This is a genomic window from Kitasatospora sp. NPDC004723 (assembly GCF_040609255.1).
GTDB lineage: Bacteria > Actinomycetota > Actinomycetes > Streptomycetales > Streptomycetaceae > Kitasatospora.
Genome location: NZ_JBEXJT010000001.1, coordinates 579376 through 604458, shown reverse-complemented (window position 1 = coordinate 604458; position 25083 = coordinate 579376). Strand labels below are relative to the sequence as shown.

At 73.3% G+C, this 25083-nt stretch carries 23 protein-coding genes; 18 read left to right on the top strand and 5 right to left on the bottom strand.

All coding sequences use genetic code 11. The features are described 5' to 3' along the window. Positions 1–173 precede the first annotated feature (173 nt). The 6 genes from ABZW10_RS02905 (at position 174) to ABZW10_RS02880 (ending at position 6037) form a co-directional block, all read left to right on the top strand. On the top strand, positions 174–1763 hold the full coding sequence (locus ABZW10_RS02905; RefSeq protein ID WP_355358775.1) for an acyl-CoA carboxylase subunit beta: 1590 nt from the start codon (positions 174–176) through the stop codon (positions 1761–1763). A gap of 35 nt (positions 1764–1798) precedes the next feature. After that, a complete protein-coding gene (locus tag ABZW10_RS02900; RefSeq protein WP_355358772.1) occupies positions 1799–2020 on the top strand; it encodes an acyl-CoA carboxylase subunit epsilon in 222 nt (73 codons plus the stop codon). 340 nt (positions 2021–2360) lie between these two features. Then, a complete protein-coding gene (locus tag ABZW10_RS02895) occupies positions 2361–2486 on the top strand; it encodes a hypothetical protein (protein WP_355358769.1) in 126 nt (41 codons plus the stop codon). Positions 2487–2531: 45 nt separating this feature from the next. Next, positions 2532–3131, top strand: coding sequence for a nucleoside triphosphate pyrophosphatase (locus ABZW10_RS02890; RefSeq protein WP_355358766.1), 600 nt, complete (start codon positions 2532–2534; stop codon positions 3129–3131). 140 nt (positions 3132–3271) lie between these two features. After that, on the top strand, positions 3272–4021 hold the full coding sequence (locus ABZW10_RS02885) for a hypothetical protein (RefSeq protein WP_355358763.1): 750 nt from the start codon (positions 3272–3274) through the stop codon (positions 4019–4021). 243 nt (positions 4022–4264) lie between these two features. Beyond that, a complete protein-coding gene (locus ABZW10_RS02880; protein ID WP_355358760.1) occupies positions 4265–6037 on the top strand; it encodes a biotin carboxylase N-terminal domain-containing protein in 1773 nt (590 codons plus the stop codon). Between the two features lie 167 nt (positions 6038–6204). Here ABZW10_RS02880 and ABZW10_RS02875 read toward each other — a convergent pair whose 3' ends face one another. Together ABZW10_RS02875 and ABZW10_RS02870 are read right to left on the bottom strand one after the other, a co-directional pair. Then, positions 6205–7212 (bottom strand): DeoR/GlpR family DNA-binding transcription regulator, encoded by a 1008-nt coding sequence (locus tag ABZW10_RS02875; protein WP_355358757.1) that lies wholly within the window; start codon positions 7210–7212, stop codon positions 6205–6207. 200 nt (positions 7213–7412) lie between these two features. Then, positions 7413–8867, bottom strand: coding sequence for an NAD(P)H-quinone dehydrogenase (locus ABZW10_RS02870; protein WP_355358754.1), 1455 nt, complete (start codon positions 8865–8867; stop codon positions 7413–7415). A gap of 78 nt (positions 8868–8945) precedes the next feature. Between ABZW10_RS02870 and ABZW10_RS02865 the strand changes: the two genes are divergently transcribed. Further along, positions 8946–9383 (top strand): gamma-glutamylcyclotransferase, encoded by a 438-nt coding sequence (locus ABZW10_RS02865; RefSeq protein ID WP_344331090.1) that lies wholly within the window; start codon positions 8946–8948, stop codon positions 9381–9383. A 10-nt stretch (positions 9384–9393) separates the two neighbouring features. Here ABZW10_RS02865 and ABZW10_RS02860 read toward each other — a convergent pair whose 3' ends face one another. Continuing rightward, on the bottom strand, positions 9394–10353 hold the full coding sequence (locus tag ABZW10_RS02860; protein WP_355358751.1) for a hypothetical protein: 960 nt from the start codon (positions 10351–10353) through the stop codon (positions 9394–9396). 224 nt (positions 10354–10577) lie between these two features. Between ABZW10_RS02860 and ABZW10_RS02855 the strand changes: the two genes are divergently transcribed. The 6 genes from ABZW10_RS02855 (at position 10578) to ABZW10_RS02830 (ending at position 18980) form a co-directional block, all read left to right on the top strand. After that, positions 10578–12911: a HAMP domain-containing protein gene (locus tag ABZW10_RS02855; protein ID WP_355358748.1), complete on the top strand. Its 2334-nt coding sequence runs from the start codon at positions 10578–10580 to the stop codon at positions 12909–12911. A 9-nt stretch (positions 12912–12920) separates the two neighbouring features. Then, positions 12921–14348 carry a poly-gamma-glutamate synthase PgsB gene (gene pgsB, locus ABZW10_RS02850; protein ID WP_355358745.1) on the top strand — a complete coding sequence of 476 codons (1428 nt, stop codon included), beginning with the start codon at positions 12921–12923 and terminating at the stop codon, positions 14346–14348. Next, a complete protein-coding gene (locus tag ABZW10_RS02845) occupies positions 14345–14827 on the top strand; it encodes a poly-gamma-glutamate biosynthesis protein PgsC/CapC (protein ID WP_355358742.1) in 483 nt (160 codons plus the stop codon). Before pgsB ends, ABZW10_RS02845 begins: the two co-directional genes overlap by 4 nt. A gap of 79 nt (positions 14828–14906) precedes the next feature. Further along, complete coding sequence (locus tag ABZW10_RS02840; RefSeq protein WP_355358739.1) at positions 14907–15992, top strand: NlpC/P60 family protein; 1086 nt, start codon at positions 14907–14909, stop codon at positions 15990–15992. A 147-nt stretch (positions 15993–16139) separates the two neighbouring features. After that, entirely contained in the window at positions 16140–16961 is an 822-nt protein-coding gene (locus ABZW10_RS02835; RefSeq protein ID WP_355358736.1) for a purine-nucleoside phosphorylase, read from the top strand. Positions 16962–17255: 294 nt separating this feature from the next. Further along, complete coding sequence (locus tag ABZW10_RS02830) at positions 17256–18980, top strand: phospho-sugar mutase (RefSeq protein WP_355358733.1); 1725 nt, start codon at positions 17256–17258, stop codon at positions 18978–18980. A gap of 301 nt (positions 18981–19281) precedes the next feature. Here the strand turns inward: ABZW10_RS02830 and ABZW10_RS02825 are convergent, their stop codons facing one another. Next, positions 19282–19488 carry a DUF397 domain-containing protein gene (locus ABZW10_RS02825; protein ID WP_355358730.1) on the bottom strand — a complete coding sequence of 69 codons (207 nt, stop codon included), beginning with the start codon at positions 19486–19488 and terminating at the stop codon, positions 19282–19284. Positions 19489–19524: 36 nt separating this feature from the next. Beyond that, positions 19525–20367: a helix-turn-helix transcriptional regulator gene (locus ABZW10_RS02820; protein ID WP_355358727.1), complete on the bottom strand. Its 843-nt coding sequence runs from the start codon at positions 20365–20367 to the stop codon at positions 19525–19527. Positions 20368–21282: 915 nt separating this feature from the next. On the opposite strand from ABZW10_RS02820, the gene ABZW10_RS02815 reads away from it, so the two are divergent. The 5 genes from ABZW10_RS02815 to ABZW10_RS02795 all read left to right on the top strand — a co-directional run bounded on the left by ABZW10_RS02815 (position 21283) and on the right by ABZW10_RS02795 (position 25022). Further along, positions 21283–22389: a radical SAM protein gene (locus ABZW10_RS02815; protein ID WP_355358724.1), complete on the top strand. Its 1107-nt coding sequence runs from the start codon at positions 21283–21285 to the stop codon at positions 22387–22389. Between the two features lie 4 nt (positions 22390–22393). After that, complete coding sequence (locus ABZW10_RS02810; RefSeq protein ID WP_255360172.1) at positions 22394–22528, top strand: hypothetical protein; 135 nt, start codon at positions 22394–22396, stop codon at positions 22526–22528. Positions 22529–22596: 68 nt separating this feature from the next. Beyond that, positions 22597–23403 carry an aminoglycoside phosphotransferase gene (locus ABZW10_RS02805; protein ID WP_355358948.1) on the top strand — a complete coding sequence of 269 codons (807 nt, stop codon included), beginning with the start codon at positions 22597–22599 and terminating at the stop codon, positions 23401–23403. Beyond that, on the top strand, positions 23400–24332 hold the full coding sequence (locus ABZW10_RS02800) for an aminoglycoside phosphotransferase family protein (RefSeq protein ID WP_355358721.1): 933 nt from the start codon (positions 23400–23402) through the stop codon (positions 24330–24332). Before ABZW10_RS02805 ends, ABZW10_RS02800 begins: the two co-directional genes overlap by 4 nt. Positions 24333–24524: 192 nt before the next feature. Continuing rightward, a complete protein-coding gene (locus ABZW10_RS02795) occupies positions 24525–25022 on the top strand; it encodes a hypothetical protein (RefSeq protein ID WP_355358718.1) in 498 nt (165 codons plus the stop codon). The last annotated feature ends 61 nt before the right edge of the window (positions 25023–25083 follow it).

Genomic DNA, 25083 nt, shown 5'->3' with positions numbered 1-25083 from the left:
CACAGTGTGTCGCTGGCCATAACGGCCGGGCGTTACGTCCGGCCCTCCGCGCTGGCTACGCTACCCAACGGTAGTTCGTTGTGCCGCCCTGCACCCCTCGTCCGCGCCGGCCCCACCCGGCCCGCGCGCCCCCGAAAACAGGTCGCGGCCCAGGATCAGGGAGAGCCACCGGAATGACCGAGGCGCCGTACGACCCGCACACCACCGCCGGCAAGCTCGCCGACCTCCGGCGCAGGATCGACGAGGCGGTGCACTCCGGCTCCGCCAAGGCGGTGGAGAAGCAGCACGCCAAGGGCAAGCTGACGGCCCGCGAGCGGGTCGCGGAGCTGCTGGACGAGGACTCCTTCGTCGAGTTCGACGAGTTCGCCCGGCACCGCTCGACCAACTTCGGCCAGGAGAGGAACCGGCCCTACGGCGACGGCGTGGTCACCGGCTACGGGACCGTCGACGGCCGTCAGGTCGCCGTGTTCGCGCAGGACTTCACCGTCTTCGGCGGCTCGCTCGGCGAGGTGTTCGGCGAGAAGATCGTCAAGGTCATGGACTTCGCGCTGAAGACCGGCTGCCCGGTCATCGGCATCAACGACTCCGGCGGTGCCCGGATCCAGGAGGGCGTGGTCTCGCTCGGCCTGTACGGCGAGATCTTCCGCCGCAATGTGCACGCCTCCGGGGTGGTCCCGCAGATCTCGCTGATCATGGGCCCCTGCGCGGGCGGCGCGGTCTACTCCCCCGCGATCACCGACTTCGTGGTGATGGCCGACCGGACCTCGCACATGTTCATCACCGGGCCCGACGTGATCAAGACCGTCACCGGCGAGGACGTCGGCATGGAGGAGCTGGGCGGCGCGCGCACCCACAACACCAAGTCCGGCAACGCGCACTACCTGGCCGCGGACGAGAAGGAGGCCGTCGAGTACGTCAAGAGCCTGCTCTCGTACCTGCCCTCCAACAACCTCTCCGACCCGCCGTCCTTCCCGGAGGAGGCGGACCTCGCGGTCACCGACGAGGACCTCGAACTCGACACCCTGGTGCCGGACTCGGCGAACCAGCCGTACGACATCCGCCAGGTGATCGAGCACGTGCTCGACGACGGCGAGTTCCTGGAGACCCAGCCGCTGTACGCGGGCAACATCGTCACCGGCTTCGGCCGGGTCGAGGGCCATTCGGTCGGCATCGTCGGCAACCAGCCGATGAACCTGGCGGGCTGCCTGGACATCGCCGCCAGCGAGAAGGCCGCGCGGTTCATCCGCACCTGCGACTCGTTCAACATCCCGGTGATCACCTTCGTCGACGTGCCCGGCTTCCTGCCCGGCACCGAGCAGGAGTGGGACGGCATCATCCGGCGCGGCGCCAAGCTGATCTACGCCTACGCCGAGGCGACCGTGCCGCTGATCACCGTGATCACCCGCAAGGCCTTCGGCGGCGCGTACGACGTCATGGGCTCCAAGCACCTGGGCGCCGACCTCAACCTGGCCTGGCCGACCGCGCAGATCGCCGTGATGGGCGCGCAGGGCGCGGTCAACATCCTGCACCGGCGGGAGATCGCCGAGGCCGAGGCGGCCGGGACCGCCGAGGAGAAGCGGGCCGAGCTGATCGCCTCCTACGAGGACACCCTGCTCAACCCGTACCTGGCCGCCGAGCGCGGCTACGTGGACGCGGTCATCGCGCCGAGCGACACCCGCCGGCACATCGTCCGCGGGCTGCGGGCGCTGCGCGGCAAGCGCGAGGTGCTGCCGCCGAAGAAGCACGGCAACATCCCTCTGTAGTCGCCGGGAGCAGGAGTACCGCGAGAGGATTGACCATGGCCCCGATCCACGTGCTGCACGGGCAGCCGACCCCCGAGGAGCTGGCCACCGTCCTGGCGGTGGTCCAGGCCCGGGCCGCCGCCGCGCAGGCCGCCGCCGAGGCCGCCCGCCGCGCGGGCGCCGGCCCGGACTCCGCCTGGAACGACCGCGCGCGCCGGATGCGCGCCACCCCGCGACCGGGCGTCAACGCCTGGCGCACCTCGGGCTGGGCCGGCTAGCCCGGCCGGCCGCGGACGGCATGCAGGGCACGTACGGCACGCAGGGCACGGGGGCGCGTGCACTTTGCAAAGTGCGGCTTTGCAAAGTGCACGCCCTCCGAGCCCTTCCACCGGAGCCGCTCCGCACACGGGCGGAGCGGCTCCGTGCAGCGTTCTCGGTGACTTTGCAAAGTCACCGCTCTGCAAAGTGCGCACGGCGGCACGGGCCGGACCGGGCCAGACCGGGCCGGTCGCGGCCGGTCACAGCTGACCCGGCAAAAGCCCGGATTGCCCCGAAACCCCCGAAAGCTGAGTACGGATACTCAGGCGCCCCGCCCGCCCGCCGGAGCACCCTGGAACGATGCTCTGGTCAGACCCCCGCGACGAGCCCTCCCCGGAAGCCCGCCGGATGCAGAAGAGGCTGCACCGGGCCGGCCATGTGCTCGCCGTCCTCGCCCTGCTGATCGTCGTTCTCCTGATGATCTGACGATCACTGGCCGGATGCTCCGGGCCTCCCTCTACCCTGGTGGGCATGACCGACCGCCGCACCCTCGTCCTCGCCTCCGCCTCCCCCGCCCGCCTCGGGCTGCTGCGCCAGGCGGGCCTCGACCCGCGGGTGGTGGTCAGCGGCGTCGACGAGGACGCGCTCACCGCCCCCACCCCCGCCGAACTCGCGCTGGTCCTCGCCGAGGCCAAGGCCGCGGCCGTCGCCGCCGGCCTCACCGACGGCGAGCTGGTCGTCGGCTGCGACTCGGTGCTGGAGCTGGACGGCCTGGCCCTCGGCAAGCCCGCCGACGAGGCCGAGGCGCTGGCCCGCTGGCAGTCGATGCGCGGCCGGGCCGGCGTGCTGCGCACCGGCCACTGCGTGATCGACACCGCGACCGGCCGGACGTCCTCCGCCACCGCCTCCACCACCGTGCGCTTCGGCACCCCGGACGACGCCGAGGTCGCCGCCTACATCGCCACCGGCGAACCGCTGCACGTGGCGGGCGCGTTCACCCTGGACGGCCGCTCGGCGCCGTTCATCGAGGGCGTCGACGGCGACCCGGGCAACGTCATCGGCCTCTCGCTGCCGCTGCTGCGCACCCTGCTCGCCGAGCTGGACGTCCGGATCACCGACCTCTGGAGCTGACCGGCCGACCGTCGCCGGTGCGCCAAACACCGGCGCAATTGTCGCCAACCACCCCTCCGACGAGCCCGTTTGATGCACGCTAGGAGGGCCACCGGTGCGGCATCGGCCGCACCGGAGCAACGGGGGAGGTAACGAGCCGGATGACCGACGGTCTGCTCAACGTGCTGCTGGGCCTGGTGGCCAGCGCGATCAGTGCCGCACTCGGCTGGCTCGGCCAGAGTCTGCGCCGAAGACGCCGGCTGGAACGGGCCAGGGCCTTCCTCGGCCTGCCCGCCGGCAGCGAGTGCCTGATCGTGGTCAACCGCAGCATCGGCACCGGCGCCCACCCCCGGACGGTCACCCGGCGCGACGCCTACGCGCTGATGGAGCTAGCCGCCCTGGTGAAGGAGTGCGGCGCGCACGCCGACCTGGTCGCGCACGACGCCGCGCCGCGCGGCCTGGGCACCAGGACCGAGCTCTGCTTCGGCGGCCCGGTCTCCAACGAGCGGATGGCCGCCCACCTGGCCTGGGGCCTGCCCGGGGTGGCGATCTCCAGCAGCCACGCCGCCCTGGACAACACCATCAGCGTCGGCGGCCGCACCTACACCGCCGATCCGCAGGCCGGCGAGTACATCGTGCTGGCCCGGCTGGCCACCCCCGGGAGCGGTCGGCCGGTCTTCCTGATCTCCGGACAGACCGGCATCGCCAACCACGCCGGGGTCCGTCACCTGGCGACCCACCACCGCCGGCTGGCCCGCCGGTACGGCACCGACGGCACCTTCGCGCTGCTGCTCAAGGTGGTCAACCCGGCCGCCTATGGCCCCGACGTCGTCGAGCAGGTCGCCGACATCACCGCCCGGGCCCTGGAGCGCGCGCCGGCCCCGCCGGGCGCGCCCGCCGCGCGTGCTTGAGCCCGGCTCGCGCCGCGCTCGGGTGTGGCCAAGCCCACCACCGCGCCACGCCGCCCCCGTCACCGAGCGCGAGCGCCGGGCCGCCCGCACCGCACCCGTGACCACCTGCGAGGACTCCCGTCGGGCCGCCCACCGCCCGCCCGGGCGCATCACCCTCCGTGTGGGATAGTTCACAACCTGGGGCTACTCGCCGGTACTGCCCAGGAATCCATAAACTCAACGAGGTTCAAGAAGGGAGCCACAGTGCGCAAGGTGCTCATCGCCAACCGCGGGGAAATCGCCGTCCGCGTCGCCCGGGCCTGCTCGGACGCCGGTATCGCCAGCGTCGCCGTCTACGCCGAGCCGGACCGGGATGCGCTGCACGTCCGCGCGGCCGACGAGGCTTACGCGCTGGGCGGCGACACCCCCGGCACCAGCTACCTGGACATCGCCAAGGTCCTCCAGGCCGCCGCAGACTCGGGCGCGGACGCCGTCCACCCCGGCTACGGCTTCCTGTCGGAGAACGCCGAATTCGCCCAGGCCGTCATCGACGCGGGCCTCACCTGGATCGGCCCGCCGCCGCAGGCCATCCGCGACCTCGGCGACAAGGTGACCGCCCGGCACGTGGCGCAGCGCGCCGGTGCCCCGCTGGTCGCCGGCACGCCGGACCCGGTCTCGGGTGCCGACGAGGTCGTCACGTTCGCCCGGGAGCACGGCCTGCCGGTCGCCATCAAGGCGGCGTTCGGCGGCGGCGGTCGCGGCCTGAAGGTCGCCCGCACGCTGGAGGAGATCCCGGAGCTGTACGAGTCCGCGGTGCGCGAGGCGGTCGCCGCCTTCGGGCGCGGCGAGTGCTTCGTCGAGCGCTACCTGGACAACCCGCGGCACGTCGAGACCCAGTGCCTGGCCGACAAGCACGGCAACGTGGTGGTCGTCTCGACCCGTGACTGCTCGCTGCAGCGCCGGCACCAGAAGCTGGTCGAGGAGGCGCCCGCGCCGTTCCTGACCCCGGAGCAGAACGCCGAGCTGTACCGGGCGTCGAAGGCCATCCTCAAGGAGGCCGGCTACGAGGGCGCCGGGACCTGCGAGTTCCTGGTGGCGCTGGACGGCACGATCTCCTTCCTGGAGGTCAACACCCGTCTGCAGGTGGAGCACCCGGTCACCGAGGAGGTCACCGGGATCGACCTGGTCCGCGAGATGTTCCGGATCGCGGACGGCGAGGAGCTCGGGTACGACGACCCGGAGGTGCGCGGCCACTCGTTCGAGTTCCGCATCAACGGCGAGGACCCGGGCCGCAACTTCCTGCCCGCGCCGGGCACGGTGACGCTGTTCGCGCCGCCGTCCGGCCCGGGTGTCCGGCTGGACTCGGGCGTGGAGACCGGTTCGGTGATCGGCCCGGCCTGGGACTCGCTGCTGGCCAAGCTGATCGTCTCCGGCCGCGACCGCAAGCAGGCGCTGGAGCGGGCGAGGCGCGCGCTGGCCGAGTTCAGGGTCGAGGGCATGGCGACGGCCATCCCGTTCCACCAGGCGGTCGTCACCGACCCGGCGTTCGCGCCGGAGGTGCACGGTGGTGACGGGCCGTTCAAGGTCTTCACCCGGTGGATCGAGACCGAGTTCAACAACACCATCCCCGCGTTCGCCGGTGCGGCCGGCGACGGCGAGGAGGCCGAGGGCCGGGAGACCGTGGTCGTCGAGGTCGGCGGCAAGCGGATCGAGGTCTCGCTGCCGTCCTCGCTGGGTGTCTCGACCGCTCCGGCGGCCGGTGCGGGGGCCGCGAAGGCCAAGCGCCGGGTGGGTGCGAAGAAGGCCGGTTCGGCGGTCAGCGGTGACACGCTGGCGTCGCCGATGCAGGGCACCATCGTCAAGGTCGCCGTCGAGGAGGGCCAGGTCGTCGCGGAGGGCGAGCTGATCGTCGTCCTGGAGGCGATGAAGATGGAGCAGCCGCTGAACGCCCACAAGGCGGGCACGATCGTCGGCCTCAAGGCCGAGGTGGGGGCGAGCGTCTCCAGCGGCGCGGCGCTCTGCGAGATCAAGGACTGACGCTTTCCGCGTGTTCCGCCGCCGGTCCGTACACCTTCGGGTGTGCGGACCGGTCGTGTTTCCGGCGGTGGTGCGGGTACTGCGGCTGGTTCGGGTACTGAGGTACTGAGGTACTGGCGTTGGTGCGGCGGTGTAGCGGTGCGGCGGGAGTGGCGGGAGTGGCGGGGTCAGCGTCCGCGCTGGAGGCCGAGTTCGGCGAGTCTGGCCGGCAGCGGCCCGCCCGGGCCCGCCGGTCCGCCGGGGCCGTGCACGCCGGGGCGGCGCTGGCCGGGCAACGGGGCGCCGCCGCCGGGGGGCGGCGGGACGGCGCGGCGGGCCATCGGGCCCGGCTGGGTCTGGTGGACGGGGCCGCTGCCGGTCCCGTGCACCGGGGCGTCCCCGGACGGCGGGGCGCCGAGCGGGGCGAGGTCGATCTGCACGCCGCAGTCGGCGAGCGCGTCGAGTTCGCGGGCGGTGGTGTCGTCGGCGGTGGCGTGCTCGTCGGTGACCAGGCGGGTGATGGTCTCGGTGGCGACGGTCTGGAACATGCCGGCCGCGCCGAGCTTGGTGTGGTCGGCGAGGACGATCACCTCGGCGGCCGCCAGCACCATGGCCCGGTCCACGCTCGCGGACAGCATGTTCGCGGTGGACAGCCCGCGTTCGGCCGTCAGCCCGCTGCCGGAGATGAAGGCCTTGCCGACCCTCAGCCCCTGCAGCGACTGTTCGGCGCCGCTGCCCACCAGCGCGTAGTTGGAGCCGCGCAGGGTGCCACCGGTCATCACCACCTCGACCCGGTTGGCGTGCGCGAGCGCCTGGGCGACCAGCAGCGAGTTGGTCACCACGGTCAGCCCGGGCACCCGGGCGAGGCGGCGGGCGAGTTCCTGGGTGGTGGTGCCCGCACCGACCACCACCGCGTCTCCCTCCTCCACCAGGCCGGCGGCGAGATCGGCGATGGCGCTCTTCTCGGCGGCGGACAGGTGGGTCTTCTGCGGGTAGCCGGGTTCGCGGCTGAAGCCGCCGGGGAGCACCGCGCCGCCGTGCCGGCGGTCGAGGAGCCCTTCTGCCTCCAGGGCCCGTACGTCGCGGCGCACGGTGACTTCGGAGGTCTGGACGACGCGGGCCAACTCCCGGAGCGAGACCGCTCCGTTGGCGCGCACCATTTCGAGGATCAACTGGCGACGTTCTGCTGCAAACACAGAACCGACGGTAACCTGCGTGACCGTCTGCTTTCAGGCGTTTGCTGCTAGTAGCGGGAATTGCTCACGCCCGAGCGGCGCGTGACCGTACAATGCGCGCCGTCGGCCATCCGGGACTGCGCCCGCCGTCCGAGTGACGTCCGGGGACGCGCGAAGGGCGGCCGCCGAACGGCGACCGCCCTCAACTGAGCGCCCTGAGCTCAGGATTCGCCCGATTCGCGCTTGCGGATGTGGAGCTGGCGGGCGGCCTCGGCGGTGGAGCCGGAGACCGACGGGTAGACGGTGAACGCGCTGGCCACCTGTTCGACCGTCAGATTGGCGTCCACCGCCAGCGAGATCGAGTGGATGAGCTCGCTGGCGCGCGGGGCGACCACCACACCGCCGACCACGATGCCGGTGCCGGGGCGGCAGAACAGCTTCACGAAGCCGTCGCGGATGCCCTGCATCTTGGCCCGCGGGTTGCCGCGCAGCGGGAGCTTGACCTCGACCGCGTCCATCTTGCCGCACTCCACGTCGGCGGCGGTGTAGCCGACGGTGGCGATCTCGGGGTCGGTGAAGACGTTGGAGGCCACGGTCTTGAGGTTCAGCGGCTGCACCGCGTCGCCGAGCGCGTGGTACATGGCGATCCGGCCCTGCATGGCCGCCACCGAGGCGAGCATGAAGACGCCGGTGCAGTCGCCGGCCGCGTACACGCCGGGGGCGCTGGTGCGGGAGACCCGGTCGACCTGGATCTGGCCCCAGTCGTTGAGCTTGACCCCGGCCTCCTCCAGGCCCATGTCGGCGGTGTTCGGGATGGAACCGACCGCCATCAGGCAGTGGGTGCCCTCGATCACCGTGCCGTCGGAGAGGGTGACCTCGACCGCGTCTCCGATCCTCTTGGCGCTCTCGGCGCGCGAGCGGCCCATCACGTTCATGCCGCGGCGGCGGAAGACCTCCTCCAGCACCTCGGCGGCGTCCGGGTCCTCGCCCGGCAGCACCCGGTCGCGCGAGGAGACCAGGGTCACCTTGGAGCCCAGCGCCTGGTAGGCGCCCGCGAACTCGGCGCCGGTGACGCCGGAGCCGACCACGATCAGCTCGCGCGGCAGCTCCTCCAGGTCGTAGACCTGGGTCCAGGTGAGGATCCGCTCGCCGTCGGGCTGGGCGTCGGGCAGTTCGCGCGGGTGGGCGCCGGTGGCGATCAGCACCGCGTCGGCGCGCAGCGACTGGACACTGCCGTCGGGCGCGTCCACCAGCACCTCGCGGGAGCCGTCCACGGCCTGCCCGCCCGGGCCCAGCCGGCCACGGCCGCGCAGCACGGTGACGCCGGCCCGGGTGACGGACTGGGTGATGTCGTGGGACTGGGCGATGGCCAGGCGCTTCACACGCCGGTTCACCTTGCCCAGGTCGACGCCGACCACGCGGGCCGGGCTGTCGATGTGGGGGGTGTCGTCGGCGACGATGATGCCGAGTTCCTCGTACGAGCTGTCGAAGGTCGTCATCACCTCCGCCGTCGCGATCAGCGTCTTCGACGGCACGCAGTCCGTCAGCACCGCCGATCCACCCAGGCCGTCGCGGTCGACGACGGTCACCTCCGCGCCGAGCTGGGCGGCGACGAGCGCCGCCTCGTAGCCGCCGGGTCCGCCACCGATGATCACGATCCGAGTCACGTCAACCATTGTCCCGCACGCCGGGAGCACTGCCACGCCGGGGTCGGGGCTTCTGTCGGATCGGTCGGTGAACGTAGGCTTCCCCCCATGCCCCTTTACGCCGCGTATGCCACCAACCTCGATGCCCGGCAGATGACCCGCCGCGCCCCGCACTCGCCGCTGCGCGGCACCGGGTGGCTGTCCGGCTGGCGGCTGACCTTCGGCGGCGAACACCTCGGCTGGGAGGGCTCGCTGGCCACGGTGGTGGAGGACGAGAAGGACCAGGTCTTCGTCTCGCTGTACGACGTGGCGCCGATGGACGAGGAGGGGCTGGACCGCTGGGAGGGCGTCCAGCTCGGCATCTACCGCAAGATCAAGCTGCGGGCGCAGACCCTGGACGGCGATGTGCCGGTCTGGACGTACGTGCTGAACGACTACGAGGGCGGCCTGCCCGCGGCCCGCTACCTGGGCCTGATCGCGGACGCGGCGGAGAGCGCCGGCGCCCCCGACGACTACGTGCTCGACCTGCGCCGCCGCCCCTGCTGAGAAGGGCGGTCTACCAGGCCCTGGCCGTGGCGGCCAGGGCCTCGACGACCTCCGCGCGGCGGGCCGGGTCGGTGCGCAGCGCGTTGGCGAGTTCGACGTGGAGCCAGGTGACGCCGAGACCGGCGGCGAAGCGGCCCCCGACGTTGGTGGTGCCCGCGAGCTGTCCGCACTTCTGCTGCCAGGGCCGGCAGACCACCAGACCGGCCGCCTCCAGTGCCGCCGCGGTGCGCTCGGCGGCCTCGCCGGCCGTCCCGGCGCCGCTGGAGACCACGGCGTCCGTGCCGGGCAGGCTGCCCTCGTCGAAGCCGTGCAGCTGGAGGCCGGGCAGGCCGCGCGTGGCGAGCGCCTCGACGACCGCGGCGAAGACGGTGTCGCCGCGGTGGGCGACGTCCGCCGATCCGTCGGCGCCGGCCCGCCGGTGGGCGCCGGCGAGGACGAGCACGCCGCCGGGTGCCTGCCGGAAGAGTTCGGCGCCGAGGATCTCGGTGCGGCTGTCGGAGACCGGGTGCGGCACCTGGGCGGACCAGCCGGCCGGGGTGGAGAGGTCCAGGTAGATCCGGCCCCAGCCGCGCGGGTCGGCGCCGGAGGCGTCGGCGATCTCGGCGGTGCGGCGGCCACTGACCGCCTCGGTGAACTCGGTGAGCCGGTAGCCGACGCCGGCCAGCAGCCGGCCGGCCTCGTCGGGCCTGCCGTCGAGGGTCCGGACGACCCCGTCGGCGACCGCCCGGCGCTGATCGGCGTCCGGGGCGGTGTAGGCGCCGACGGCGAAGGCGCCGGTGTAGGCGTCGATCCGCTCGACGAGGTCCACCGGACGCGGTCCGGCCGCGGGGGCGGGGCCGTGGGCCGCCGGGTCCCCCGCCCAGCCGCGGGCGGCGAGGGTCAGCCCGCCGGCGAGGGCCGCCAGGAGGACCAGCACCGTGACCGGCCATCGCACCGCGCGTCGCGCATCCCGTCGTTCCAGGTTCTCCACGGAGGAGAAACTACCCCGTGCAACAGGCGCTCCATGATCCAAAAGATCGTGATCGAAGCTTCTTTCATCCGAAATCATTACGAGACACGATAAGCGGAACCGCTTCGTACGCTTTTGAGGTTTCGGCCGGGCGACCCCGGTTCGCGGTGGGGCTCCAGGGGTGGGTGGCGCACTGCCGCCCGACGCACCGGACCCGACCGCACTCCCCCGACGAGGCCCCACCCGTGAGCACGGCCCCCACCCCGCCGCGACAGCACCGCTACCGCCGCCGGGCCGACATGCCGCTGCTCGGGGGCGTCCGCCCGCCGATCGCCCTGCTGCTCGTCCTGCTCCTCGCCGTCGCCGCGATCACCGCGCTGGCCGTCGGCGGCCTGCGGGTGGACGACACCCCGCAGGCAGTCCGCGAGTCCCACCAGTACGCCGCCGAGGACACCGCCCTGTCCCTGCGGGCGGGCCTGCGGGAGAACACCACCGACCTGCTGCGCTCCGCCGCCCGCTACGACCGGGCGCCCGCCGAGCCCGCCGAGGTGCTCACCGCGCTCGGCCGGGCGTACCGCAAGTGGCGCGGCACCGTGATCGTCCGCCCGGACACCGGCCGGCTGCTCGCCGCCCACGGCGAGACCGTGCCGCTGGCCGGCCTCGACCTCGGCCTGGTCACCGACACCGCGCCCGCGCCGCTGCTCGTCCCCTCCGCCGCCGGCACCCGGCTGCTGACCTTCGCGCTGGTCAGCACCGTCCACGACGGCCGGGCGCTGCTGGTCGCCTCCGACAACCTGCGGCTGCCGAACCTCGCCACCCGCGACGGCCAGACCATCCAGGTCCTCGACACCGCCGGCACCGTGCTCGACACCACCGGCGCCGGACTCTCCGACGAGACCGCCCGGCAGCTGGTCGCCACCGCCCGGAGCCGCGCCACCGAACGCGTCGCCGAGCGCGCCCCCGCCCCGGGCGGAACCGTCTCCGGCAGCCTGGCCGGCGCCGCCGATCCCCGGGGCGCGCGCCGGGTGGCCGGCTACGCCGCCGTCGCCGGAGCCGACCCGCAGGACCCGGCCACCGCGCTCGGGCTCACCGTCGTCTCCACCGGCGGCGTCGACGGCAAGGCCGCCGGTCTGCGCCACCCGGCGCTCGGCCTGGCCGCCGCCGGCGCCCTGCTGACACTCGCCCTGCTCCTGGCCCTGTTCCTGCACCGCACCCTGCAGCGTCCGGTGCTGCGGCTCTTCCTGGACGCCCGCCGGCTCACCCGCGGCGAGCTGGACCGCCCGGTCCGCGGCCCGCGGCGCGGCGAGGCCGGGCGGATCGGCCGCGCCCTGGAGGAGCTGCGGCTCCAGCTCCGCGACCCCGCCCGCCCGCCGGCCGCACCCGCGCCCCGGCGCCGCTGGCCGGGGGTCGTGCTGCCGCTCGGCCTGGCCGCGGCCGTCGTGCTCGGCTGGTCCGGCCCGCTGCTGCTGCTCGGCGGCAACGACGGCGAGGTCCGGGTGCCCACCCAGGTGGTGGCCGGCCAGCGGGACCGCACCGACAACGCCGCCGACCGACTGCGCCAGGCCCTCAACGAGGGCTACGCCGATCTGCGCGCGCTCGCCCCCGAACTCACCACCGCCTCGGTCGGCACCGCCCAGGCGCTGCTGCGCACCGCCCTCGCCCAGCACGAGCGCTACCGGGCGCTGTACGTGCTCGGCGCCGGCGGCGAGGTGCTCGCCCGGGCCGGCGAGGAGCCGCACCGCACCGGCCCCGGGGCGCTCGGCCCGGGCGGCGTGCTGCTGCTCAACAGCTCCGGGAAGGAGCCCCGGATCGCGGCCCGGACGCCGCTCGCCACCCCCGCCACGCCTGTCGACGCCGTCGACGCCGCCGAGGCCGTGGACGAGGCGGCGCCCGTCGGCCCGGTCCTGGTGGGCGAGTTCCGCACCGACTTCCTCGGCGGCCTGCTCGACCGGCCCGGCCTCGGCCGGGTCTGGCTGCTCGACGACCGCCGCCGGGTGCTCGCCGCCAACGAGGCCTACGCCTCCTTCGGCGAGCTCCCCGAGGGCCGCGCCCGGGCCGTCCTGGACACCGTCGCCGGCCCGAGCGGCACGGCAGGCCCGGGCGGCGCGACGGGCCCGGGCGGCGCGACGGGCCCAACAGCCAAGCACGCCGCCGCCGACGTGCTGCGTTCCGGCGGCGACCCGGTGCTGCTCGCCGCCGCCCCGCTCGGCGGCCGCGGCGCCGTCGCCCGGCTCGGCTGGTCCGTCGTCACCGCCCACCCGGTGTCCTGGCTGCACCTCGACCAGAACCGGGCCGACCGGCGCGCCGTACTGGCCGGCATGCTCGGCCTGGCCACCGCCGCCCTCTGCCTCGGCTGGCTGTTCGTCGCCGTCGGCCTGCCGCTGCGCCGCCTCGCCGCGAGCGCCGAGGCGCTGGCCGCCGGGGACCGCCGCACCGTGCTCCACCCCGTCCACCACGACGAGGTCGGCGCCGTCGCCCGCAGCCTGGAGCTGATCCGCCAGGACCTGGAGCGCGCCGACCGCGACCGGGCCGACCGCGACCGCGCCGGGCACCCCGCCACCGCCGCCACCGACTTCTGAGAGGGACCCGTGCTCTTCCTCTACCTCGTGCTGCTGGTGTGCTGCGCCGTCCTGCTGGTGGCCGGCATCGTCGAACAGCGCCGGCACTTCGCCGCCCTGGACCAGATCCCCACCCGGGTCCTGGTCAACGGCATCCGCGGCAAGAGCTCGATCACCCGGCTGTGCGCGGGCGCGCTGCGCGGCGGCGGCCTGGTCACCGTCGCCAAGACCACCGGCACCGCGGCCCGGTTCATCCACCCGGACGCCACCGAGGAACCGGTCCACCGCAAGTTCGGCATCGCCAACGTGGTCGAGCAGATCGGCATCGTCCGCCGCGCCGCCACCTACCGGCCGCACGCGCTGGTGATCGAGTGCATGGCCGTCATGCCGGCGCTCCAGGAGGTCAACCAGACCAAGCTGATCCGCTCCACCATCGGCGTGCTGTGCAACGTCCGCGAGGACCACCTCGCCGAGATGGGCCCCACCCTGGACGACGTCGCCCGCTCGCTGTCGCGCTCGATGCCGGTCGGGGGCGTCTGCGTCACCGCCGAGCGGGAGCGCGCGCACATCCTGCGCGAGGAGGCCGCCAAGCGGGACTGCGAGCTGATCGTGGTCGACCCGGAGTCGGTCAGCGACGAGGAACTGCGCGGCTTCAGCTGGTTCACCTTCAAGGAGAACGTGGCCATCGCGCTCGCCGTCGCCGAACTCCTCGGCGTGGACCGGCGGACGGCGCTGCGCGGCATGTGGGCGGCGCCGCCGGACCCGGGCGTGCTCTCGGTGGAGCGGTACCGGACGGCGGACGGCAGGCGCCTGCGGTTCGCCAACGTCTTCGCCGCCAACGACCCCGAGTCCACGCTGATGAACGTCCGCCAGCTGGAGAGCCTGGGCGCGATCCACCGCCCGCTCCACGTGGTGGTCAACTGCCGCCCCGACCGGGTCGAACGCAACGGCCAGATGGGCCAGATCGTGCCGGACCTCGATCCGGACACGGTCTTCCTGATCGGCCACCCCACCAGGAGCGCCCGGGACGCGATCCCGGCCGACTGGTCCGGGCGGGTGGTCGACCTCGGCGGCGACCGGCGCGACCCGGCGCGGCTGACCGCCGAGCTGCTGGACGCGCTCGGCCCCGACTCCTCGCTGGTGGCGATCGGCAACATCCACGGCCAGGGCGAGCTGTTCCTGGAGGAGCTGGCCCGGCTCGCCCCGGACGACCAGCCGGAGGCCGGGGGCCGGGAAACCGCCTACCAGCCCGCTTACGCGCCCGTGGACGAGCCGACGGCGTACGAGCCCCCGTACGAACCCCTGTACGAGCCCGCATACGAGCCGGTGTACGAGCCGGTGTACGTCCCCGAGCCGCTGCCCGACTCCTGGTACGGGCCGGCCGAGCCTCCCGGCCGCTACGACCCCCACCCCCCGTACGACCACCCCCCTCACCCCCGCTACGGAGACCGGCCGTGATCCCCACCGAGCTCACCCCCGAGATCGCCGCCCTCGGCATCGCGCTCGGGCTGGTCTTCTCGCTGGTCTGCTACCTGACCACCAACCTCTCCCCCGGCGGCATGATCACCCCGGGCTGGCTGGCCCTGACCCTGGTCGAGGACCTTCAGCGGGTCGCCGTCGTGGCCGGCGTCACCGTGCTCACCTACCTGGCCACCCGGGTGGTCCAGAAGCTGGTGATCCTCTACGGCAAGCGGCTGTTCGCCGCCGTGGTGCTGACCGGCGTCCTGCTCCAGGCCACCGTGATGCTGGTCCTCCAGCACGAGCTGCCCACCCTGTACGCCAACCAGACGCTGGGCTTCATCGTCCCCGGCCTGATCGCCTACCAGCTGGTCCGCCAGCCCCGGGCGGCCACCCTGACGGCGACCACGACCGTCACCCTCGCCACCTACGTGGTGCTCACCGCCGGCGTGCTGCTCGGCGCCCTGCCCGGCACCTGATCCCCGACGCCCGAACCCCCGACGCCCGAACCCCCGGAACGCGAACCCGCCGGCCCCCGACCTCGGAGCCCGAACCGCCATGTCCGTCACCCCGAAGTCCCTGCTCAGCGGCGGCCTCGCCGTCACCCTGCTGGCCGCCGGCGGCTACCTCACCGTCCAGCTGCGCGAGCGCGACCGCGGGCCCGCCCCGGTCGGCGGCACCGCACCGCTGCTCACCGCGCCCGCCTCGCCCGCCCCGGGCACCGCCGCCGCGGCCACCGGCCCGCGCTACGAGCGGCTCACCGGCCCCGACCGGACGGTGGTGCGCGACGCGCGCGGCGGCGTCCTCGCCACCCTGACGGACGGCGCCCGCACCGCCGTACTGACCGGCCCGAGCCGCACCTTCGCCGAACCGGGGACCACCACCGCCGTGCTGACCGGCGACAGCTGGGTGCGGCTGATGCCGCAGCCGTGGCGGGCCGGGGCCCAGGACGAGGCCTGGTTCCGCGGCTGGTTCGGCCAGTACCTCGGCTCCACCGAGGACGACGTGCTCGCCGTCGCCACCCAGTACCTGGCGGGCGCACCGGAGGGCAAGGACGGCAAGGGCGTCCGCTTCCGGGGCGACGCCTCGTTCGGCCCGCTCAACCCCGACGGCTCGGCCGGCAACGACCTGCGCCTGGAGCAGACCGACTTCCTCGACTACCTCGGCGTCCCGTACACCTTCGCCGACAAGGTCACCAAGCGCCCGGACCGGACCCGCTACGGCGCCTTCGACTGCTCCGGCTTCGTCCGCATGGTGTACGGCTACCGGTCCGGCTACCCGCTGCTGTCCAGGGACGCGTCCGGCCCCGGCCTGCCCCGCACCGCCAACGGCCTGGCCCGGCTGGGCCCGGGGGTACCGGTGCTGCCGCTGACCACCGTGCCCGGCTCGGACACCACCGTGCGGCCGGCCTCGACCGATCCGCTGCTCCCGGGCGACCTGGTGTTCTTCGAGATCGACGCCCGCACCGGCGCCCGGCTCGACCACACCGGCATCTACCTGGGCCTGGACACCGACGGCCACCCCCGCTACATCTCCAGCCGCGAGGAGGCGGACGGCCCGACCTTCGGCGACAAGGGCGGCACCGCCCGGCTGGACGACAACGGCATGTACGCCAAGGGCCTGCGCAGCGCGAAGCGGCTGTGACCGGGCGCCGCGCCGCCACGCCCCGCACCGGCGCGCCGCGCCCGGCCGGTGCCCCGAGCTGTGCGTTCGGGCCATCCGGGTAACGATCCGGCACGTCGTACCAGGAACTTCTACGCGCGTAGCCGTTTCCCGTCTATCCTCGGACACGTGAACGCATCTCCTCAGTCGGTCGTCTCCGCCGACCCCTACGCCGCCGCCCAGGCCGCCGCCGCGCGCCTGCGCGAGCTGACCGGTGCCGAGCGCCACGACGTCGCCCTGGTGATGGGCTCCGGCTGGGTGCCGGCCGCCGACGCCCTCGGCGAGACCGTGGCGGAGTTCCCGGTCACCGACCTCCCGGGCTTCCCCGCCCCCGCCGTGGCCGGCCACGCCGGCACGATCCGCTCGGTGAAGATCGGCGAGAAGCGCGCCCTGATCTTCCTCGGCCGCAACCACTACTACGAGGGCCACGGCGTCGCCACCGTCGTCCACGGCGTGCGCACCGCCGCCGCGGCCGGCTGCGGGATCATCGTGCTGACCAACGGCTGCGGCGGCCTGCGCCCCACCTGGGTGCCCGGCCAGCCGGTCCTGATCAGCGACCACATCAACCTGACCGCCGACTCCCCGATCGTCGGCGCCAACTTCGTCGACCTCACCGACCTCTACTCCAAGCGGCTGCGCGAGCTGTGCCGCGAGGTCGACCCGAGCCTCGACGAGGCGGTCTACGTCCAGTTCCGCGGCCCGCACTACGAGACCCCGGCCGAGGTCAACATGGCCCGGGTGATCGGCGGCGAGCTGGTCGGCATGTCCACCACCCTGGAGGCCATCGCCGCCCGCGAGGCCGGCGCCGAGGTGCTGGGCATCTCCCTGGTCACCAACCTGGCCGCCGGCATGACCGGCGAGCCGCTCAACCACGCCGAGGTGCTGGAGGCCGGCAAGGCCTCCGCCGAGCGGATGGGCGCGCTGCTGGCCAAGGTCCTGGAGCGGATCTGACGCCGGAACGGGTGCGGACGGCATGAGCGACGGGGCCCGGGGCGGGTGTGATCGGGTGATCACACCCGCCCGCGGGCCCCGTCCGCGTCCGCCGGCCCGACACGCCCCGTCCGGGCGGAGGTCCGCCCGGGCCGCCACCGCGCCGTACGTTTCGTCCCGTCCCGGCCGGGCACCGCGCCCGGCCACCGCCGCCCGTCTCCGCACGTCCGTCTCCCCCCGGCCCGTCCCACCGGCCCCGGGCCGGGGCACCCTCACCGGCCGACCACCGACGCACTTCCCGATGGAGCTGCAGCCATGACGCAGGCAACCACCACCGACCTCCTCGCCCGGGCCCGCACCTGGCTGGCCGAGGACCCGGACCCGCAGACCCGCGAGGAACTCGCCGCGCTGCTCGCCGACGCCGAGGGCCCCGAGGCCGATTCGACGGCCAAGCTGGCCTGGGCCGAGCTGGCCGGGCGCTTCGCCGGCCGCCTCCAGTTCGGCACCGCCGGCCTGCGCGGCGAACTCGGCGCCGGACCGATGCGGATGAACCGCGCCGTGGTGATCCGGGCCGCCGCCGGGCTGGTCTCCTACGTCAAGCAGCAGGGCCTCGGCGACCTCGTGGTGATCGGCTACGACGCCCGCCACAAGTCCTACGACTTCGCCCGCGACACCGCCGCCGTGGTCGTCGGCGCCGGCCTGCGCGCCGCGCTGTTCCCGCGCCCGCTGCCCACCCCGGTGCTCGCCTTCGCCGTCCGCCACCTCGGCGCGGCCGCCGGCGTGACCGTCACCGCCAGCCACAACCCGCCGCAGGACAACGGCTACAAGGTCTACCTGGGTGACGGCTCGCAGATCGTGCCGCCGGCCGACGCGGGCATCGCCGCCGGGATCGACGCGATCGGCTCGCTCACCGAGGTCCCGCTCGCCGGGAGCGGCTGGGAGACCGTGGACGAGTCGGTGGTCGAGGCCTACCTGGACCGCGCCGCGTCCATCGTCGACCCGCACAGCGCCCGCGACCTCGCCGTCGTCTACACCCCGATGCACGGCGTCGGCCGCGACACCTTCCTCGCCGCCATGGACCGGGCCGGCTTCCCGGCGCCCACCGTGGTCGCCGAGCAGGCCGAGCCGGACCCGGACTTCCCGACCGTCGCCTTCCCCAACCCGGAGGAGCCGGGGGCGATGGACCTCGCCTTCCGCACCGCCGCCGCGGCCGGTCCGGACATCGTCATCGCCAACGACCCGGACGCCGACCGCTGCGCGGTGGCCGTCCCCGCCAACGGCGACGCCGCCGGCGGCGGGCAGGGTGCGAACGGCTGGCGGATGCTGCGCGGCGACGAGGTCGGCGCGCTGCTCGGCGCCGCGCTGGTCGCCAAGAAGGCCGCCGGCACCTTCGCCACCACCATCGTCTCCTCCACCCTGCTCGGCCGGATCGCCGAGGCCGCCGGGCTCGGCTACGCGGAGACCCTCACCGGCTTCAAGTGGATCTCCCGCGCCGAGGGCCTGCGCTACGGCTACGAGGAGGCGCTCGGCTACTGCGTCGACCCGCAGGGCGTGCGCGACAAGGACGGCATCACCGCCGCCCTGCTGGTCGCCGAGCTCGCCGCCACCCTCAAGCAGTCCGGCCGCACCCTGGCCGACCTGCTCGACGACCTGGCGCTGGAGCACGGCCTGCACGCCACCGACCAGCTGTCGGTCCGGGTCGAGGACCTCTCCCTGATCGCCGACGCCATGCGCACCCTGCGCGAGCAGCCGCCCACCGCGCTGGCCGGCCTCACCGTGACCCGCACCGACGACCTCGCCGCCGGCTCCGCCGAGCTGCCGCCCACCGACGGCCTGCGCTACCACCTGGCCGGCGAGGCCGTCCGCTCGGCCCGCATCGTGGTCCGCCCCTCCGGCACCGAGCCCAAGCTCAAGTGCTACCTGGAGGTCGTCCTCCCGGTCGCCTCCGCCGCCGACCTCGCGGGCGCCCGCACCCGCGCCGCCGAACTGCTCGCGACGATCAAGCACGACCTGGCCGCGGCCGCCGGCATCACCGCCTGACGGCGCCGGTCCGCCCGTAGCACCCGTACGACACACTCCGATTCGCCGCTCCCCCTCTCGGAGTGCTGGAGCAGCGAATCGGCAGGACCAGGAAGACGATCGGTGGTCGGCCTGATCGACAAGCAGTCGATCAGGCCGACCAGAACATCGACACGGCAAGGAGACTCGCCCCCACTCGGTCCTGCTACGCCTCGGCCCCGCCGACCGACCGGTCGGCGGGGCCGAGCACTGCAAGGGGCTGGTGCGATGCAACCTCGTGGCATCCGGGCGAGAAGGACATCGTTCCTGCAGGACAGGAACCTCAGACCTCGAAGATCTTCGCCAACTCCACGAAGGCGGCCCACGACGCGGTCGGCACGGTGAGCGTGGGGCCGCCAGGGTCCTTGGAATCGCGGACCTCCACCGCCTCGCCTGCAGGCAGGCCCGGTGGAGTGCGCCACTGGACGCACTGGCCGCTGTTGCCGGTGTAGGAGCTGCTGGTCCAGTCGACCGGAGCGGAGCGTGGCACGGTTGTCCTTACCTTCCTAGGTGGTGCGTTCGGGACCTACGCCGTGTGGGCGGCGCGTTCAAGGAATGCCTTGGACTGCTTCTCGTCCAGCGCAAGATCACGGATCTGGTCGAAGGCCGCGTTGTAGGTCCGCAGCGAGTCCTCGTCCTCCAGGTAGAAGCTGTTGAGGAGGGCTTCGAGACCGACGAGCTGTCCGCCGTCCGGGAACGTGAAGATCGTGAAAGCGCCGTCGAGTCCGAGGTGGGGTCCGCAACTGAGCGGCAGGATGCGGAGGTTGATGTCGTCACGGTCGCTCTGCTCGCGAAGGTGAACGATCTGGCGCTTCATCGCTCCCGCGTCACCGATGCGGCCGAGCACCGCCGCCTCGCTGAGGACGATCTCGTGTGGGCGGTTGAGCTTGCGCTGGCGTTCCATCCGGACGGCGACGCGGGACTCCAGGTGCTCGCGCGTCGAGTGCACGATGCCCTGACCGGCGGCGAGCAGGAGCCTCGTGTACTCCTCGGTCTGCAGCCGGCCGGGCACGAGGGTTTCCCATGAACGCATCAGCTCCGCGTCGCCCTCAAGACCGAGAAAGTCCTGGAACGTGAGGGTCAGGAAACTGGCATAGCTGTGCCACCACCCACGCTCGGAGATGTTGCGGGTCATCTCCTCCAAGGTCTGACGCAGGCCTTGGTCCGTGACGCCGTATTCGTCGAGGAGGACCCGCAGCAACGGGACGTCGATCTTGGTACGGCCGAGCTCGGCGCGGCTGATGCGGTCGATATTGACGCCCACCGCATCGGCGACGGCCTGCTGCGTCAGCCTCTTGGCCTCGCGGAGGCGGCGCAGGGCCGTTCCAAGGCGGCGCCGCCGGAAGGTCGGCGGACTCGTGGGTGCCACGCTGCGCTCTCCCCGGGGTGATGGTGGCTCACAGTCTGCCCGCTTCACCGGGATTCGCCAATCGAAGATCTGCGAATTCGCAGAAGAAGGACTTGACGCTCTGCGAACTCGAGAGGACAGTGAAGCCATGCTTGCGGAAAGTCGCCATGCGCTCACCTTCTGCGATCATCACACCAGTGCGCCCACGTGCAGACGAGTCCTCCGTTACGCCCGTCACCAGGGCCTTCCGATAGCCGACGCACACCTCGGGCACAGACCAGCCAGCACGAACGGAGTGTCTGCTGTGAAGAGCACCGTCACCCGCAGAACACCGGCATCGCCCGTTACTCCGATGAACGACCCCGCTCCCCAGGGCTCCCCGCCCAACCGCGGGGTCTGGGCCTTCAAGTACGAGGCCGTCACCCCAGAAACCGTCAGGGCAATCCGTCGGGCCGTCACCACATGGTGTCTCGCGGAGATCGCCCACCTCCGGCCATCAAGAGGGGTGCAAGGCGGTCGACGCGCTCGCGCTGGGCCTGGACGAACTCGTTGCCAACGTCGCACGGCACGCCCCTGACCCTGCCAGCGTGGTCGTCCTTCCCGAGACCGACCACTGGGCCTTTCCCGTCTTCGACTCCAGCCTGTCCACCCACCGTGGACGCGGCCGAGCCGGGCGGCAAGCCGTCCGGACTCGGGCTTCACCTCGTCGACACGCTCACCGAGCAGCGATGGGGATGGTTTCGCACCCACGCCGGGAAAGGCATCTGGGCCCACTGCTCCAAGCCCTCAGCCGCCTGACCGGCCTTCAGTCGCGTACCGGCGGCGTCCGACGTTCGATTGCGCCGATGCGGCCGTACAGGGACCCGCGCCGCCGACCTCCGTACACCCGTCCCGTTGCCTGCTCTCTCATCTCGCCCGCTGTTCAAGGGAGTGTCCATGCACGACTTGATCGCTTCTCCGTTCCTGGAGGGCCATGTGGCCGTTCGACCCGGCCGGCACGAGGGCCTGCGGCTCGGCGTCGGCCGGTACCGGGAACTCCTGGACGCGCCGCCGCAGGCCACGGTGCCCGGATGGCTGGTGAAGGCGGCCCGCAGCGCCTGGGGCGTGGCCCTGGACGGGCGGCAGCTCGACGGGACGGTCCTGGTCCGGCAGCCCACCGCGCTCGGCTACGGCCGTGCGTCATGGGAGATCAACAAGGGCTGCGACTACGACTGCGAGCACTGCTACCTGGGCCTGAAGAACTTCGAGGGGCTGGCCTGGGACGACAAGGTCAAGATGTTGAACGCCGTCCGGGACTCCGGCGCCCTGTGGTTCCAGATCACCGGCGGCGAGCCACTGATCGACCGCGACTTCCCGGCCTCCTACCAATACGCGAACGAGCTGGGGCTGATGGTCTCGATCGCCAGCAACGGCAGCCAGTTGTCCAAGCCGCGTATCCAGGAAATCTTCGCCCGCCACCGCCCCTACCTGATCGCGGTCAGCGTCTACGGCGCCACCGCCGCCTCCTACGACGGTATGACCCGCAACCGGGGCGCGTTCGACCGGTTCATCAAAGGTCTGGAAGTCTCCCGAGACGCGGGCCTGCCCCTGAAGCTGAACATCGTGGTCTCGGAACGCAACGCGGGAGAGATCGCCCAGATGCGGGCGCTGGCCGACCGGTACGGCTTCCCTCACCACGTGTTCACCACGATGAGCCCGACCATCGAGGGCGGTGGCGAGCGGATGGGCTCCCAGGCCGCCGACTACGTCATGCCGCGCAAGCCGTTCCAGGGCTGCAATGCCGGACACACCTTCTTCCACGCCGACCCCTGGGGGAAGGCGTCGATCTGCAAGGTCGGCCGCGACCCCCAGTTCGACCTGATCACCGACGGCGTCGACGGCCTGCGCCAACTGGGCGCCGTCGCCGACTCCCTCCAGCTTCGCACCGGTGGATGCTCCGGCTGCGCGCTGTCCGGCACCTGCTTCACCTGCCGGCCGCTGGCCAAGCTCTACCAGGAGGCGAAGGCCCCGCTCAACACCTACTGCCAGCACGGAGGGAGGTGAACCCATGCCGGTACCTGTAGCGCTTACGCTCACCGAGCGGCCCCTTGAGGACGAGGAGGTCGTGTTCGTCGGCGACCTGGACGATGTCCTGGAGGTCGTCATGTGCTCCTGCTCGTCGAGTGAATCCCAGCCGTACTAGCACGTCCGGTGGTGCCCCGGCCTTGGCCGAGGCACCACCCGCAGCCTTTCTGGAGTTCATCAGTGTCGATGACCCGCCTCGCCTGGCACCATCTTCCGCCCGCTGCCCGTGCGGCCGTGCAGGAGCACACCGGTCCCCTCCTGGCCGCCGCCGATGCGTCCACCGGGGCGAACTCCGGTGTCGCCGTGAAAGCCCTGACCACCTCGGGTGAGGTGTTCATCAAAGGCATCCCGGTCGACCACCGGCAGGTCAAGACGCAACTGCGCGAAGCCGCCGTCAACCCGCACCTGCCGAAGTCGTCCCCCCGGCTGCTCTGGCACCTGCAGGCCGGGGGCTGGGACCTGCTCGGCTTCGAAGCGATCGAGGGGCACCTCGCCGACTACGCTCCCGGCAGCCCCGACCTGCCCCTGGTCGTCGACGCGTTGACGGAACTCGCCCGCACCCCCTGCCCGGACATCCCGCTGCTGAGCTTCACCCAGCGGTTCGCGGGATACAGCGACACCCCGGAGCTGTTCGCCGGGGACGCGCTTCTGCACACCGACATGGCCCCGCACAACGTCCTGGTCGACCGCACCGCCCACCTCATCGACTGGGCCTGGCCGACCCGCGGCCCGGCCTGGGCCGACCCGGCCGTCTGGGCCGTGCGTCTGATCGACGCCGGGCACACCCCTGAACAGGCCGAGCGGTGGGCGTCCCGGTTGCCGGCGTTCGAAGCCGCGGACCCCCGGGTCCTCCTCGCCTTCGCCGAGGCCAACGCCCACTACTGGCAGGAGGTCCACACCCAGGCGCCAGCCGCGTCGTGGACACGGTCCATGGCTCTCTCCGCGCTTGCCTGGCGCGATCACCGACACGACCGCTCGCCGGCCGGGAGATGACCGTCCCACCCATGGACGCGGACCTGATCAGCGGCCTCCTGTGCGAGATCGCCGACACCGGCCGCGGGACGCCGGCCCGGCTTCCCCTACGAGTCTGGTCCATGTCAGGGGTCGAACGGCTGGTCTTCCCCGACGGCACCACCGCCGTCCTGAAGTACGCGTGCGAGCCGTTCACCGGCGAGGGCCGGACCCTGCAGGCAGCCGCACGGGCCGGCGTCCCGGTGCCCCGCGTGCTCGGCTCGGCCCAGCGCGGCGGCCTGCTGGCGATGGTGCTCGAAGACCTCGGCGACCCGTGGCGCGAGGCCACCGACGACGAGGCCTCGACAGCCGCCGCGTTCCTGCACGCGGCCGCCCCGCAGCCGTCACTACCGGTGCTGGAGGAGAGCGCCCTGGTGGCCCTGCCCGGCAAATCCCTGGGCCACCTGCGACGCTTGCAGGCCGCCGACCGCTGGACGGAAGGGACCGAAGACCTCGCCGGCATCCTGTACGCCCTCGCGCACGCCGCGGAGAGGAAGGCTGCCGGGGCGATGACCGCTCCCTTCGGCTGGGTGCACTCCGAGTTCCACCCGTCCAGCCTGCACATCGGCCCCCGGGGCCGGCATCTGCTGGACTTCGCCCGCTCCTTCACCGGGCCGGGCCTGCTGGACCTCGCGTCCTGGCAGGGCCTCAGTATCAGGCGGTCCCCCGACCCGGCCCGCCTGCGCGGACTCATCGACGGCTACATCGCCGCGGGAGGGCCCCGCGCCGCGCTCACCCACCGCGGTGGGTTGCCCCCGGAGGCGTGGGCGCTGGGCTGGCACCGGGTCTGGGCGGTCGAGTGGTTCCTCGAGCAGGCACACCGATGGATCAACGACCCGGCCAACGACCCCGGATCCATCAAAGTCGTCCGCCATCACCTGACAGCGGCAGCAGATCTCCTCGAGGTGTGATGCCGACCCACCACCTGCGCGGGCTCCTCGGTCCAGGGACCAGTCCCAGGCAGTGCAGCCACCCGGCCGTTGTTCCGGCGGGTCAGCCTCGGCGATCGAGTGCCTCCCGGCCCGCCCGGGAGGCACTCGATCGATCCCGCTGCGGAAGGTCCCCCGCTGTGATGGGATTCGGCCAGTGAAGGGGGAACCAGGATGAGCGGAGCCCGGCCCAAGGGCCGCCGGCCGGCCGGCGGCCTGCTGGTGCTGTGCGCGGTGCTCGCCGCGGCGGCGGGGTGGACGGTGGAGCAGGGGGCGCGGATGACCGACCTGCGTGAGAGCGACACCGACCGCGCCCAGCGGCTGGCAGGCCTCCACCACCGCCAGCACCCCGGCAAGGGCCGGTATTACGTGCCCGAGGCCGCCGTGCTGGCCGGTCCGCCCGGCGGGCCCCGGGTGGCGTACCTGCACTACCGGCTCGGCGGCGGGCCGGACAGCAACCTCGACGACTTCGTCCGCGTCTACGACCTGCCGGCGCCCGGTGCCCCGGCGCCGCTGCCGCCGGACCTCGCGGCAGCCCTGCCCGGCGAGGAGCCGGCGCAGGGCGCCTTGCTGCCCGAGCCCCCGGGCGGGCCGGAGCGGCGAATCTTCGCCCTGGACCTGGACACCGGGTTCGCTGGCGCCGACGACGTCTACGTCCGGGCCGTCGGCTGACTCCGGACGCCGCCCCGGCACACGGAAGGGCCCGCCGTTCCCGGCGGGCCCTTCCGTGCGT

Bases quoted from the DNA above. Each gene is read 5' to 3' on its own strand.
- ABZW10_RS02905 (WP_355358775.1), top strand. From the start codon at position 174: ATGACCGAGGCGCCGTACGACCCGCACACCACCGCCGGCAAGCTCGCC.
- ABZW10_RS02900 (WP_355358772.1), top strand. From the start codon at position 1,799: ATGGCCCCGATCCACGTGCTGCACGGGCAGCCGACCCCCGAGGAGCTG.
- ABZW10_RS02895 (WP_355358769.1), top strand. From the start codon at position 2,361: ATGCTCTGGTCAGACCCCCGCGACGAGCCCTCCCCGGAAGCCCGCCGG.
- ABZW10_RS02890 (WP_355358766.1), top strand. From the start codon at position 2,532: ATGACCGACCGCCGCACCCTCGTCCTCGCCTCCGCCTCCCCCGCCCGC.
- ABZW10_RS02885 (WP_355358763.1), top strand. From the start codon at position 3,272: ATGACCGACGGTCTGCTCAACGTGCTGCTGGGCCTGGTGGCCAGCGCG.
- ABZW10_RS02870 (WP_355358754.1), bottom strand. From the start codon at position 8,867: ATGGTTGACGTGACTCGGATCGTGATCATCGGTGGCGGACCCGGCGGC.
- ABZW10_RS02865 (WP_344331090.1), top strand. From the start codon at position 8,946: ATGCCCCTTTACGCCGCGTATGCCACCAACCTCGATGCCCGGCAGATG.
- ABZW10_RS02840 (WP_355358739.1), top strand. From the start codon at position 14,907: ATGTCCGTCACCCCGAAGTCCCTGCTCAGCGGCGGCCTCGCCGTCACC.
- ABZW10_RS02830 (WP_355358733.1), top strand. From the start codon at position 17,256: ATGACGCAGGCAACCACCACCGACCTCCTCGCCCGGGCCCGCACCTGG.
- ABZW10_RS02815 (WP_355358724.1), top strand. From the start codon at position 21,283: ATGCACGACTTGATCGCTTCTCCGTTCCTGGAGGGCCATGTGGCCGTT.
- ABZW10_RS02810 (WP_255360172.1), top strand. From the start codon at position 22,394: ATGCCGGTACCTGTAGCGCTTACGCTCACCGAGCGGCCCCTTGAGGAC.
- ABZW10_RS02805 (WP_355358948.1), top strand. From the start codon at position 22,597: ATGACCCGCCTCGCCTGGCACCATCTTCCGCCCGCTGCCCGTGCGGCC.
- ABZW10_RS02800 (WP_355358721.1), top strand. From the start codon at position 23,400: ATGACCGTCCCACCCATGGACGCGGACCTGATCAGCGGCCTCCTGTGC.
- ABZW10_RS02795 (WP_355358718.1), top strand. From the start codon at position 24,525: ATGAGCGGAGCCCGGCCCAAGGGCCGCCGGCCGGCCGGCGGCCTGCTG.